Consider the following 14,273-nt stretch of genomic DNA (forward strand, 5'->3'; position numbering starts at 1 on the left):
CAACACCGGTCGAACTCGAATTCAGCCAAGTCGCTAAAGGCTAGGTAGAAAAAAGCCCAGTTTCGACTGGATTGTTATTGGGGAGCCGTAAGGCGCTTGTACCCGTTTAGGAGTTAATGATGGCTAAAAAGATTACGGCCTATATCAAGCTGCAAGTCGCAGCTGGTCAGGCAAACCCAAGTCCTCCTGTTGGTCCTGCATTGGGTCAGCATGGTGTGAATATCATGGAATTCTGTAAAGCGTTTAACGCAAAAACACAAAATCTGGAACCAGGCTTGCCGACCCCAGTTGTTATTTCTGTGTACAACGATAAAAGCTTTACCTTTATCACTAAAACACCACCTGCTGCAGTTTTATTGAAAAAAGCAGCTGGCTTGAAAAGTGGTAGTGCTCGCCCGAATACCGATAAAGTCGGTACTGTTACCCGTGCTCAGTTGGAAGAAATTGCCAATACTAAAATGCCGGATCTTTCTGCTGCAGACTTAGACGCTGCAGTAAGAACGATTGCCGGTACTGCACGCAGTATGGGTTTGAATACAGAAGGGGTTGAATAATGGCTGCTCTTGGAAAAAGAAGTCGCGCTATTCGCGAAAAACTGACTGCTGGAAAAGTGTTTGAACTTGATGAAGCATTAGGTTTTGTAAAAGAAAATGCATCAGCCAAATTTGTTGAATCTATTGATGTCGCTATCAATTTAGGTGTTGACCCACGTAAATCTGATCAAGTTGTTCGTAGTTCAACAGTATTGCCAAACGGAACCGGTAAAACAGTTCGTGTTGCTGTATTTGCCCAAGGTGCAAATGCTGATGCAGCAAAAGAAGCTGGTGCAGATATCGTTGGTTTCGAAGATCTGGCTGAATCTATCAAAGCTGGCAACATGGATTTTGATGTTGTTATCGCCTCACCTGATGCAATGCGTATCGTAGGTACTTTAGGTCAAGTGCTGGGCCCACGTGGACTTATGCCGAACCCTAAAGTTGGTACGGTTACACCAAACGTTGCTGAAGCTGTTAAAAATGCTAAATCAGGACAGGTTCGTTACCGTACTGATAAAGCAGGCATCATTCATTGTGCAATCGGTAATGCAGGATTTGAGGTTGAGGCTTTACGTCAAAACCTGATTGCATTACTTGATGATCTGAATAAATTGAAACCTAGCTCTGCAAAAGGTATTTATATCAAGCGCATCAGTGTTTCCAGCACTATGGGTGCTGGTGTTGCAGTAGATAAATCATTCTTGGCTTAATGCTAAGAAAAAAATTGGACCGCCCAGTGCTAGTCACTGGGTCGTCTAAGACCGCAGGCATGAAAGTTTAATAGACGTAAGTCTACCTGCGCAGACGGGTTCAGCTACAGAAATTCTGAGGTTGAATGCCGTGAAGGTGGAAGTGGCAACACTTCTTTTGTTAGCAACACACGCTACTTGATTATGAGTAGTGAACCTAAGGAGGTCTTAGGTGGCTTTAAATCTCGAAGGTAAAAAGGCCGTCGTTGCTGAGGTCGCTGAAATTGCATCATCTGCGTTTTCTGCTGTTGCAGCAGAATATCGTGGTATGACTGTTTCAGAAATGACAGCGTTGCGAGTAGCAGCGCGTGAGCAAAATGTTTATTTACGTGTTGTGCGTAATACATTAGCTCGTCGTGCTGTTGAAGGAACTGATTTCGCCTGCATGCAGGAAGGAATGACTGGGCCTTTGGTATTCGGATTTTCTATGGAAGATCCAGGTGCCGTTGCACGTGTCATGGCTGATTTTGCTAAAGACAACAAAAAACTCGAAGTCAAAATGGTTTCATTAGGTGGCAAGCTGTTGCCTGCTTCTGATTTAGACCGTTTGGCGAAAATGCCTACCAAAGATCAAGCTATCAGCATGTTCATGGGTACGCTTAAAGCACCAATCGAAAAATTTGTTCGTACTTTGCAAGCGCCTACCAGCAAAATGGTTCGCACTTTTGCGGCCGTTCGCGACGCAAAACAAGCTGCTTAATCCATTTCGGATAAGTAACTTATTATTTAATTCTGTAAGCTTGAAATAGGAAAATATCATGGCTGTATCTAAAGACGATATCTTGGAAGCGATTTCCAATATGACAGTTGTTGAGATCGTAGATTTGATCGAAGCAATGGAAGAAAAATTCGGCGTAACTGCTGCTGCTCCTGTTGCCGCTGCTGCTGCACCTGCTGCCGCTGCTGCTGCCGCTGAAGAACAAACTGAATTCAACGTTGTTATGACTAGCTTTGGCGAAAACAAAGTTGGCGTAATCAAAGTTGTACGCGCTCTGACTGGTCTTGGCTTGAAAGAAGCTAAAGACATGGTAGAAGGCGTTCCAGCTACTGTTAAAGAAGGCGTTGAAAAAGCAGAAGCTGAAGACGTTCTGAAACAATTGCAAGAAGCTGGTGCGACTGCTGAACTTAAGTAATCACACCTACAATCGTGGTCAGTTTACTGCCACGAAAAAGAAAATGGCTGGTGACTTTAGTCACCGGCCTTTTTCCGTTGCAGGCCGATCGACATTCGGCCATCTACAATATATGACCCTACCTGCATTTCCGTTAAACGAAATCAGGTGTTTCTTCGAGGTGTAATACATGGCTTATACGTTTACCGAGAAAAAACGGATTCGTAAAGATTTTGGCAAGCGTCCAAGTGTCTTGACCGTTCCAAACTTACTGGCAACTCAGGTCAATTCCTATCAGGATTTCCTGCAAATGGTCGTCCCTGCTGATGAGCGCAATGCAATGGGTTTGCATGCGGCATTTCAATCAGTGTTTCCAATTAAGAGTCACACTGGTATGGCTGAGCTGCAATATGTCAGCTATCGCCTTGGAACACCTGCATTTGACGTCAAGGAATGTCAACTACGGGGTGTGACCTATGCTGCACCTCTAAGAGTTAAAATGCGTCTGGTTATTTACGATAAAGACGCCCCTGCAAAATCAAAAGTCGTCAAAGACATTAAAGAGCAGGAAGTATATATGGGTGAAATCCCATTAATGACGGAAAAAGGTAACTTTGTCATTAATGGAACCGAGCGTGTAATCGTTTCTCAATTACACCGCTCCCCAGGTGTGTTTTTTGATAGTGATAAAGGCAAAACACACTCTTCAGGCAAAATTCTGTATAACGCTCGTGTTATTCCTTATCGTGGTTCGTGGCTTGATTTTGAGTTTGATCCTAAGGATGCAGTGTTTGTACGTATCGATCGTCGTCGTAAATTACCGGCGTCAATTCTGCTTCGTGCATTGGAATACAGCAATCAGGAAATCTTGGAGATTTTCTTTGAAAACGATACTTTCACCCGTAAAGGTGATGGTTTTGAATTAGCATTGGAGCCACAGCGTTTACGTGGACAGTCAGTGCCATTTGAAATCCTGAATCCTGAAGGCGAAGTTATTGTAGAAGCTGAACGCCAAATAACCGGACGTCATATCCGTCAAATGGAAAAAGCTGCAATGACTACTCTGGCAGTACCAACTACCTATTTGGTAGGTAAGGTAATTGCTAAAGATGTGATCGATCCTGCCACAGGTGAGTTGTTGGCCAACGCCAATGATGAAATTACTAGCGATTTACTTGAAAGCTTTGAGCGTTTTGGTATTAATGTCATTGACACTATTTTTGCCAACGATTTGGACCACGGTCCTTACATGTCGGATACCATTCGCCTTGATGAAACGCGAAGTGCTTTAGAAGCAAAAGTTGAAATTTACCGGATGATGCGTCCTGGTGAACCACCAACAGAAGATGCTGCTCAAAACTTATTTACTAGCTTGTTCTTCAGTCAGGATCGTTATGACTTGTCGAATGTCGGCCGGATGAAGTTTAACCGTCGTTTAGGTCGTGAAGAGCTGGATGGCGAAGGTATCTTATCTAAAGAAGATATCGTTGCAGTTCTGAAAGAATTGATCGGTATTCGTAACGGTTTTGGTGTGGTCGATGATATTGATCACCTTGGTAACCGCCGGGTACGTAGTGTTGGTGAAATGGCAGAAAACCAATTCCGCGTTGGTTTGGTTCGTGTAGAACGTGCTGTTCGTGAACGTTTGAGCATTGCAGAATCTGAAGGCTTAATGCCTCAGCAATTAATTAATGCTAAACCAGTTGCTGCAGCGATCAAAGAATTCTTTGGTTCAAGCCAGTTATCCCAGTTTATGGATCAAAATAATCCATTATCTGAAGTAACACACAAACGCCGTGTATCTGCGTTAGGACCAGGTGGTTTGACACGTGAACGTGCGGGCTTTGAAGTTCGTGACGTTCATCCAACACACTATGGACGTGTTTGCCCAATTGAAACACCTGAAGGTCCAAACATCGGCTTGATTAACTCTTTGGCATGTTATGCCAGAACTAATCAATATGGTTTTATCGAAACCCCGTACCGTAAAGTTATTGATGGCAAGGCGACAGAAGAAATTGTTTACCTGTCAGCCATTGATGAAGGTGAATACCGTATTGCTCAGGCAACAATCAATCTGAACGATGATTTTTCAATTGCTGACAACATGGTTCCATGTCGTCATAAAAATGAATTTTCATTAATGCCTTCAGAGCAAGTGCAGTTGATGGACGTTTCACCACGCCAAGTTGTATCGGTAGCTGCTTCACTGATTCCATTCCTGGAACATGATGATGCTAACCGTGCATTGATGGGTTCGAACATGCAACGTCAAGCTGTACCTACATTGCGTGCCGATAAACCATTAGTTGGTACCGGTATGGAGCGTGTTGTTGCGCAAGATTCTGGTGTTATGGTTACCGCTAAACGTGGTGGTGAAGTAGATTCTGTTGATGCGAGCCGTATTGTTATTCGTGTTAACGATGATGAAACAGAAGATAACGAATCAGGTGTTGATATCTACAACCTGATTAAATATGCGCGTTCAAATCAAAGTACAACGATCAATCAACGTCCAATCGTTAAGCCAGGTGACATTGTTGCCAAAGGTGACGTATTAGCCGATGGTCCTTCGACTGACAAAGGTGAATTAGCACTGGGTCAAAATATCCTGGTCGCCTTTATGCCTTGGAATGGTTACAACTTCGAAGATTCGATTTTGTTATCAGAACGCGTTGTTGAAGAAGATCGTTTCACTACCATTCATATTCAAGAACTGAATTGTTTGGCTCGTGATACTAAGTTGGGTACCGAAGAGATCACTGGTGATATTCCAAATGTCAGCGAAAGTGCGCTGGCTAAATTGGATGAATCCGGCATTGTCTATGTGGGTGCTGAAGTTAAGCCAGGCGATATTCTGGTCGGTAAAGTGACACCTAAAGGTGAGACACAGCTGACACCAGAAGAAAAACTGCTTAGAGCTATCTTTGGTGAAAAAGCTGCTGATGTAAAAGATTCCTCATTACGCGTACCTTCTGGTACGTACGGTACTGTGGTTGATGTTCAGGTTTTCACCCGTGATGGTGTTGAAAAAGATGAACGTACACGTCAGATCGAAAAAGCAGAACTTGAAAAAGTCTGGGCGGATTTAAAAGATCAACACCGTATTATGGTTGACGACGTGTTTGCACGTCTTGAACGTAATCTGGTCGGCAAAGTTGCCGATAAGGCCCCAGGCTTGAAAAAAGGTGACAAAATCACTAAGGCCTATCTGAGCACCCTGGAAAAATCACAGTGGTATGACATTCAGATGACTGCTGATGAATTGAACACCATGCTCGAAGCGACAGCTAACCAAATCAAACAATATCGTACTGATATGGATGAAGCTTTCCAAATCAAGAAAGATAAGCTGACTTCAGGCCATGATCTAGCGCCGGGCGTGCAACGCATGGTTAAAGTTTTCTTGGCCGTTAAACGTCGTATTCAGCCAGGTGATAAATTAGCTGGTCGTCACGGTAACAAAGGTGTTATTTCAAATATCGTACCTGTTGAAGACATGCCTTATACACAAGATGGCCGTCCGGTTGATATCGTGTTGAACCCACTTGGTGTTCCATCACGGATGAACATCGGTCAGATCTTGGAAGTTCATCTTGGTTGGGCAGCTAAAGGCTTAGGTTATAAGATTGAAGAAATGCTACAGCAACAACGTGGTATTGCAGAAATCAGAGAGTTCTTAGGCAAGATTTATAACACCAGTGGTAAAAAAGAAGATTTAGATTCGTTAACTGATGAAGAAATCATCGAACTGGCTGGCAATCTGCAAGCGGGTGTACCGATGGCAACACCAGTGTTTGATGGTGCTGATGAAGGCGAAATCAAAGCAATGTTAGAGCTGGCTGGCTTACCTACAACAGGTCAGGCCAAACTGATTGATGGCCGTACAGGTGAAACATTCCACCGTCCGGTGACTATTGGTTACATGCACATCTTGAAACTGAACCACTTGGTTGATGACAAAATGCATGCTCGTTCTACAGGTCCTTATAGCTTGGTAACGCAACAACCGCTGGGTGGTAAAGCCCAGTTTGGTGGTCAGCGCTTCGGTGAGATGGAGGTGTGGGCACTACAAGCTTATGGTGCCGCCTACACACTTCAGGAAATGCTGACAGTCAAATCAGATGATGTGAACGGCCGAACTAAGATCTACAAAAACATCGTTGATGGTGATTATCGGATGGATGCAGGCATGCCTGAATCCTTCAAAGTACTAACACGTGAGATTCGCTCTCTAGGTATTGATGTCGACCTGGTCGAAGAGTAAGCGCGAACCCGATAATCAGGACATATGTCGTTTAACGACAGCGGAGAAAAAATATGAAAGATTTGCTTAACATGTTAAAGCAACAAACGCAGCCGGAAGAGTTCGATGCAATTCGCATCGGCTTGGCTTCGCCAAAAATGGTCCGTTCATGGTCATTTGGTGAAGTTAAAAAACCGGAGACTATCAATTACCGTACTTTTAAACCAGAACGCGAAGGTCTGTTCTGCTGCAAGATTTTTGGACCGGTAAAAGACTATGAATGTCTGTGTGGTAAATATAAACGCCTGAAACACCGCGGAGTTATCTGTGAAAAATGTGGTGTTGAAGTTACTGTGGCAAAAGTACGTCGTGAGCGTATGGGTCACATCGAGCTTGCCAGTCCAGTCGCACATATCTGGTTTTTAAAATCGTTGCCATCACGTATTTCATTGTTCCTTGACATGACCTTACGTGACATTGAACGCGTTTTGTATTTCGAAGCGTTTATTGTTGTTGATCCTGGCATGACACCATTAGAAAGAGGTCAATTACTTTCTGATGAAATGTACATGCAAGCCGTTGAAGAATATGGCGAAGAGTTTGATGCACGCATGGGTGCTGAAGCTGTTCAAGAATTGCTGAGAAGCATTGATTTAACAAAAGAAGTCGATGTCATTCGTGACCAGATCGAAGGCACTAATTCAGAAACTAAGATCAAGAAATTGACTAAACGTCTGAAATTAATGGAAGCCTTCCTGGATTCTGGTAACAAACCAGAATGGATGGTTATGGAGGTATTGCCGGTATTGCCACCAGATTTACGTCCATTGGTCCCACTGGATGGTGGTCGTTTCGCGACTTCAGATTTGAATGATCTGTATCGCCGCGTAATTAACCGTAACAACCGTTTGAAGCGTCTGCTCGACTTAAACGCACCAGATATCATCGTGCGAAATGAAAAGCGGATGTTGCAGGAATCTGTAGACGCGTTATTGGATAACGGTCGTCGTGGTCGTGCGATCACCGGCACCAATCGTATGCCTTTGAAATCTTTGGCCGATATGATCAAGGGTAAACAGGGTCGTTTCCGTCAAAACCTGCTGGGTAAACGTGTCGATTATTCTGGCCGTTCAGTAATTGTTGTTGGTCCATATTTAAAACTGCATCAGTGCGGTCTGCCGAAAAAAATGGCATTGGAACTGTTTAAACCATTTATTTACGGCAAACTTGAGCGTAGTGGTCAAGCCACCACGATTAAAGCTGCCAAAAAAATGGTAGAACGTGAAGGACCGGAAGTTTGGGATATTCTTGAAGAAGTTATTCGCGAACATCCAGTTTTGCTTAACCGTGCACCAACTTTGCATCGTTTAGGTATCCAGGCGTTCGAACCATTATTGATTGAAGGTAAAGCAATTCAATTGCATCCGTTAGTTTGTGCGGCCTATAACGCCGACTTTGACGGTGACCAAATGGCCGTTCACGTACCTTTATCATTAGAAGCACAGCTTGAAGCACGCTCATTAATGATGGCGACAAACAATATTTTGTCACCAGCCAATGGCGAGCCAATCATCATTCCTTCGCAGGACGTTGTATTGGGTCTGTACTACATGACTCGATCATTAGTTAATGAAAAGGGTGAAGGTAGCCGTTTTGCTGATATCGCAGAACTAAGACGTGCTTATGACAACAAAGTAGTTTCTTTGCACGCCAAAGTAATGGTTCGTATTGATGAAACAGATGTAACGCTGCCTGAGCCTGAGCAAAATCGCACTATCCGTGTTGAAACAACAGTGGGTCGTGCAATGCTGTTTAGTATTGTGCCTAAAGGGCTGCCATTCTCAGTAGTTGATCGCACGATGACTAAGAAAGCCATTGGTGATTTGATCAACACTTGTTACCGCCGTTTAGGGTTAAAAGATACGGTCATCTTTGCTGATCAACTGATGTATTTGGGCTTTGCCCAAGCGACAATGTCAGGTGCGTCGGTTTGTGCTGATGATATGGTTATTCCCGAAGCAAAAGGTAGCATCCTGGCTAAAGCTGAAGCTGAAGTTGAAGAAATTGCAACGCAATATGCTTCTGGTTTGGTAACAGATGGTGAACGTTACAATAAGATCATCGATATCTGGTCACGTACCAATGATCAAATCGCTAAAGCGATGATGGATGGTCTGGGTACTGACACGGTACTTGATGCTGAAGGTAACAAAGTACAACAACAGTCGATGAACTCTATCTATATGATGGCTGATTCAGGAGCTCGTGGTAGTGCTGCTCAGATCCGTCAGTTAGCTGGTATGCGTGGTTTGATGGCAAAACCGGATGGTTCAATCATCGAAACACCAATCACTGCAAACTTCCGCGAAGGTTTGGACGTTTTACAATACTTTATCTCAACCCATGGTGCTCGTAAGGGTCTGGCCGATACGGCATTGAAAACGGCAAACTCAGGTTATCTGACTCGTCGTTTAGTTGACGTATCACAAGATCTGGTTGTTATTGAGGATGATTGTGGCACAACAAACGGTATTAGTATGACGCCAATCATCGAGGGTGGTGACGTCGTCGAAGCTCTAGGCGAGCGTGTACTGGGTCGTGTTGTATCAGAAGATGTTTTAAACAGTGAAGGTGAGGTTGTACTGGAAACAGGCCACATGATTGATGAAGGGTCTGTAACTAAACTGGAACGTGAAGGTATTGATGAAGTTATGGTTCGCAGTGCGATTACCTGTGAATCACGCTATGGTGTTTGTTCATCCTGTTACGGTCGTGACCTTGGTCGTGGTCATAAGATTAATGTGGGTGAAGCAGTTGGTGTTATCGCCGCACAATCAATCGGTGAGCCAGGTACACAGTTAACCATGCGTACTTTCCACATCGGTGGTGCTGCATCCCGTACTGCTGCTGATAACTCAGTTGTATTGAAATTTAAAGGTCGTATCCGTTACTTCAACATTAAGTCTGTTGAAAACTCGGCTGGCAAATTTATTGCCGTTTCTCGTTCAGGTGAATTGCATCTGATCGATGAAAATGGTCGTGAGCGTGAACGGTACAAGATCCCTTATGGTGCTGAAATCGCGGTAGCCGATGACGATGCGGTAGAAGCAGGGCAGATTGTTGCAACATGGGATCCACATACTCACCCAGTTGTTACCGAAGTAAAAGGTCATATTCGCCTGAGCGATTTGGTTGAGGGTGTTACCGTTGATAAACAGGTTGACGAAGTTACTGGTCTGACCAGTTTGATTATCCGTGAACCAAAACAGCGTAGTAGTGCTGCCAAAGATATGCGTCCAATGGTTAAATTGATTGATGACCATGGTAATGACGTTAATATTGTGGGTACCAATATTCCGGCTGAATACTTCTTACCTGGTGGTGCGATTGTTCGTGTTACAGATGGTATGGAAGTGGAAATCGGTGACATCCTGGCACGTATCCCGCAGGAAAGCAGTAAAACTCGTGACATTACCGGTGGTCTACCACGTGTTGCCGACTTATTTGAAGCGCGTAAACCGAAAGATCCAGCATTGATGGCTGAAATCAGCGGTACCATTAGCTTTGGTAAAGAAACTAAAGGTAAGCAACGTTTAATCATCACACCTAAAGAAGGTGAGCCTCATGAAGAACTGATTCCAAAATGGCGTCACGTTTCTGTGTTCGAAGGTGAGCATATTGAAAAAGGTGAAATGATTGTTGATGGACCGGAAGATCCGCATGATATCTTACGTTTGAAAGGTATTTTGGCTTTAGCAAACTATATGGTGAGCGAAGTTCAAGAAGTTTACCGTTTACAGGGCGTTAAAATTAACGATAAGCACATCGAAGTAATTGTTAGACAGATGCTGCGTAAAGTTGAAATCGATGCCGTTGGTGACAGTAAGTTCCTGAAAGGCGAGCAAGTAGAATTTGATCGTGTATTAGATGCAAATGATGAGTTAGTTGGTCAGAATAAGATGGGTGTGTTGTTCACGCCTATGCTGCTCGGTATCACTAAAGCTTCACTGGCAACTGACTCGTTTATCTCTGCTGCGTCGTTCCAGGAAACCACACGAGTTCTGACCGATGCTGCTGTAACCGGTAAGAGTGACAGTTTACGTGGTCTTAAAGAGAACGTAATTGTTGGTCGACTGATTCCGGCTGGTACAGGCTTGGCTTACCATAAAGAACGTCAACGTCGTCGCCATGGTGGTAAACCTGCTGCAGTAGAACCTGTAGCGGAAGTGATTGAAAATAGTGAGGAAGAAATCAACGAAGCTTCTTAAAAGAAGCCTTGACGCAATGCTTTGTTGCGTTGTAAAATTCCTCTTCTTTGTCGGGCATCCTTTTTGGATGCCCGCTTTTAATAGAATGGTAATGCGAGAAGATTTAGTATCGCAGGCTACCATCAATAGATATTTGTTAAGGTTGTATTAATGGCAACAATTAATCAGTTGGTCCGCAAACCAAGAGTTAAACAAAAGAAAAAGAATAATGTACCGGCTCTGCAGGCATGTCCTCAGCGCCGTGGTGTTTGTACTCGCGTTTACACTACAACACCTAAGAAACCAAACTCTGCGATGCGTAAAGTAGCTCGTGTACGTTTAACAAATGGTTTTGAAGTGACTTCCTATATTGGTGGTGAAGGTCATAACCTGCAAGAGCATAGCGTTGTATTGATTCGCGGTGGTCGTGTAAAAGATTTGCCTGGTGTACGTTATCACACAGTACGTGGCGCTCTAGATACTTCTGGTGTTTCTGCGCGTCGTCAAGGCCGCTCAAAATATGGTGCGAAACGTCCTAAAGGTTAATCCTTGGAAAGGCACTGAGCGTAAATTAAAGTTTTAGGATATAGAAATGCCAAGAAGAAGAGTTGTTGCTAAGCGTGAAGTTTTACCAGATCCGAAATATGCAAATATTGGATTGGCAAAATTTATCAACGTTATCATGAAAGATGGTAAAAAATCGGTTGCTGAAAAAATCACTTATGGCGCTCTTGCTTCAGTTTCTGAAAACAAAGGCGGTAATGGCCTAGAGATTTTTCAGAAAGCAATTGAAAACATCAGTCCGATGGTTGAAGTTAAATCACGTCGCGTTGGTGGTGCAACATACCAAGTACCAGTCGAAGTTCGTGCAGAACGTCGTATTGCATTAGCGATGCGCTGGTTGGTTGAAGCAGCTCGTAAACGTGGTGAGAAATCAATGGGTATGCGCCTTGCTGGCGAGTTATCTGATGCCTACGAAGGTAAAGGTACCGCAGTTAAGAAGAAAGAAGATACGCATCGCATGGCTGAAGCTAACAAAGCGTTCTCTCACTTTAGATTTTAAGTTATACCCTTGCCTGACTAGACTCAGGCAAGGTTTTTGTTCTTTAACATTGTTGATCGTAAAGAGTAGCTATAGTGGCACGTAGTACACCTATTAATAGATACCGGAATATTGGCATCATGGCGCATATCGACGCGGGTAAAACCACGACGACGGAGCGCGTGCTGTTTTACACCGGCATCTCACACAAAATTGGTGAGGTTCACGATGGTGCAGCTACTATGGACTGGATGGAACAGGAACAAGAGCGAGGTATTACCATTACCTCTGCTGCTACCACCTGCTTCTGGTCCGGTATGGATCAACAATTCCCGCAACACCGAATTAATATCATTGATACTCCAGGTCACGTCGATTTCACAATTGAAGTCGAACGTTCTCTGCGTGTACTTGATGGTGCCGTTGCTGTTTTTTGTGCAGTCGGTGGCGTTGAGCCCCAATCAGAAACAGTCTGGCGTCAAGCAAATAAATACCATGTTCCTCGTCTTGCATTTGTAAACAAAATGGATCGTCAGGGAGCAGATTTTCTCCGTGTCGTTGAACAGATCCAAAAACGTTTAGGTTCTAGGCCAGTTGTAATGCAATTACCAATTGGCGCTGAAGAACTATTTGAAGGCGTCGTTGATCTGGTCAGAATGCAGGCGATTTATTGGAATCAGGATGATATGGGAGTCACTTATGATGCCCGTGATATTCCTGCTGAGATGCTCTCTGAATGTAAAGATTATCGTGAACAATTAGTGGAAGCAGCAGCTGAAGCTAATGAAGAATTAATGAATCAGTATCTCGAAACTGGTGAGCTTACTGATGAACAAATTAAAACCGGTATCCGCTTACAAACATTAGCCAATGAAGTGGTACCAGCATTTTGCGGTTCTGCCTTTAAAAACAAAGGTGTTCAAGCTGTATTAGATGCTGTTGTTGAATATCTGCCATCACCTACAGAAGTGCCAGCAATCAAAGGTCTTATTGATGTTGATCTGGAAGAATATGGTACTCGTCAAGCTGATGACAAAGAACCGTTTGCTGCATTAGCCTTTAAAATCGCAACGGATTCATTTGTTGGCACATTAACTTTCTTCCGAGTTTATTCTGGCGTATTAAAATCAGGTGATGCGGTATTTAATCCTGTCAAAGGGAAAAAAGAACGTATTGGTCGTTTAGTGCAGATGCATGCTAACAGCAGAGAAGAGATCACTGAAGTTTTTGCAGGGGATATCGCTGCAGCAATCGGCTTGAAAGATACAACTACTGGTGAAACGCTTTGCCATCCAGACCATGTGATTACTTTAGAGCGTATGGACTTTCCGGAGCCAGTTATATCGGTTGCGATTGAACCAAGAACGCAAGCTGATCAGGAAAAAATGGGTATAGCTTTAGGCAAGCTTGCTAAAGAAGATCCATCGTTCCGCGTACGAACTGATGAAGAATCAGCGCAAACGATCATTGCAGGCATGGGTGAGTTACACCTCGATATCATTATTGACCGAATGAAACGTGAATTCGGTGTTGATGCTAATGTAGGTGCTCCACAGGTTGCATATAGAGAAACGATCCGTAAAAAAGTTGAATCTGAAGGTAAGTTTGTGCGCCAAAGTGGCGGTCGTGGCCAGTATGGACACGTCTGGTTACGTTTAGAGCCAATGCCTGCAGGAAGTGGATATGCCTTTGAAAATGCCACGATCGGTGGGACGGTACCAAAAGAATACATTTCATCTGTAGATAAAGGTATACAAGAGCAGATGAAAAATGGTGTAATAGCCGGCTACCCTGTGGAAGATGTCAAAGTTACTTTGTTTGACGGTTCTTACCATGATGTCGATTCAAATGAAATGGCCTTCAAAGTTGCCGGATCAATGGCTTTTAGAAACGGAGCGCTCGATGCGTCACCTTCTCTTCTAGAGCCGATTATGAAGATTGAAGTAGTAACTCCCGAAGATTATATGGGAGATGTGATGGGTGACTTGAATCGCCGTCGCGGCTTGGTGAATGGGATGGATGATGCACCAAGTGGAAAAATTATAAAGGCAGAAGTGCCGTTGGCTGAAATGTTCGGATACGCAACAGATTTACGCTCAGCAACACAAGGTCGTGCTACGTACTCAATGGAGTTTTCGAAGTACAGTGAAATTCCTGGAAATGTTGCTGAAGCAATCATTAACAAAACGAAATAAAACATAGTTGAACGAGGTAGATAGATGTCCAAGGCAAAATTTGAACGTACAAAACCCCACGTAAACGTGGGCACCATTGGTCACGTTGACCACGGTAAACCTACCCTGACAGCAGCGATTACCAAAGTAATGGCAGAAGCATCAGG

At 43.8% G+C, this 14,273-nt stretch carries 10 protein-coding genes; all 10 read left to right on the plus strand.

Annotated features, from left to right (window positions below; translation table 11 throughout):
- Window positions 1-119: 119 nt before the first annotated feature.
- Window positions 120-554: a 50S ribosomal protein L11 gene (gene rplK, locus ACN0V2_RS13190; RefSeq protein ID WP_069296880.1), complete on the plus strand. Its 435-nt coding sequence runs from the start codon at window positions 120-122 to the stop codon at window positions 552-554.
- Window positions 554-1,246, plus strand: coding sequence for a 50S ribosomal protein L1 (rplA, locus tag ACN0V2_RS13195; RefSeq protein ID WP_417551286.1), 693 nt, complete (start codon window positions 554-556; stop codon window positions 1,244-1,246). Before rplK ends, rplA begins: the two co-directional genes overlap by 1 nt.
- Before the next feature lie 211 nt (window positions 1,247-1,457).
- Window positions 1,458-1,985 carry a 50S ribosomal protein L10 gene (gene rplJ, locus ACN0V2_RS13200; protein ID WP_417551287.1) on the plus strand — a complete coding sequence of 176 codons (528 nt, stop codon included), beginning with the start codon at window positions 1,458-1,460 and terminating at the stop codon, window positions 1,983-1,985.
- A gap of 58 nt (window positions 1,986-2,043) precedes the next feature.
- Window positions 2,044-2,418: a 50S ribosomal protein L7/L12 gene (rplL, locus tag ACN0V2_RS13205; RefSeq protein WP_417551288.1), complete on the plus strand. Its 375-nt coding sequence runs from the start codon at window positions 2,044-2,046 to the stop codon at window positions 2,416-2,418.
- 169 nt (window positions 2,419-2,587) lie between these two features.
- Window positions 2,588-6,664 carry a DNA-directed RNA polymerase subunit beta gene (gene rpoB / locus ACN0V2_RS13210; protein WP_417551289.1) on the plus strand — a complete coding sequence of 1,359 codons (4,077 nt, stop codon included), beginning with the start codon at window positions 2,588-2,590 and terminating at the stop codon, window positions 6,662-6,664.
- A 53-nt stretch (window positions 6,665-6,717) separates the two neighbouring features.
- On the plus strand, window positions 6,718-10,911 hold the full coding sequence (gene rpoC / locus ACN0V2_RS13215) for a DNA-directed RNA polymerase subunit beta' (RefSeq protein ID WP_417551290.1): 4,194 nt from the start codon (window positions 6,718-6,720) through the stop codon (window positions 10,909-10,911).
- Window positions 10,912-11,061: 150 nt separating this feature from the next.
- Entirely contained in the window at window positions 11,062-11,436 is a 375-nt protein-coding gene (rpsL, locus tag ACN0V2_RS13220) for a 30S ribosomal protein S12 (protein WP_069296874.1), read from the plus strand.
- A 46-nt stretch (window positions 11,437-11,482) separates the two neighbouring features.
- A complete protein-coding gene (gene rpsG, locus ACN0V2_RS13225; RefSeq protein ID WP_417551291.1) occupies window positions 11,483-11,953 on the plus strand; it encodes a 30S ribosomal protein S7 in 471 nt (156 codons plus the stop codon).
- 74 nt (window positions 11,954-12,027) lie between these two features.
- Window positions 12,028-14,127, plus strand: a complete 2,100-nt coding sequence (gene fusA / locus ACN0V2_RS13230) for an elongation factor G (protein WP_417551292.1) — start codon at window positions 12,028-12,030, stop codon at window positions 14,125-14,127.
- A 24-nt stretch (window positions 14,128-14,151) separates the two neighbouring features.
- Window positions 14,152-14,273: GTP-binding protein (locus ACN0V2_RS13235; RefSeq protein ID WP_417551293.1), on the plus strand; the 122-nt coding region annotated here is incomplete at its 3' end.

The sequence above is a fragment of the Methylophaga sp. genome (genome assembly GCF_048266885.1).
In the GTDB taxonomy this organism is placed as follows: domain Bacteria; phylum Pseudomonadota; class Gammaproteobacteria; order Nitrosococcales; family Methylophagaceae; genus Methylophaga.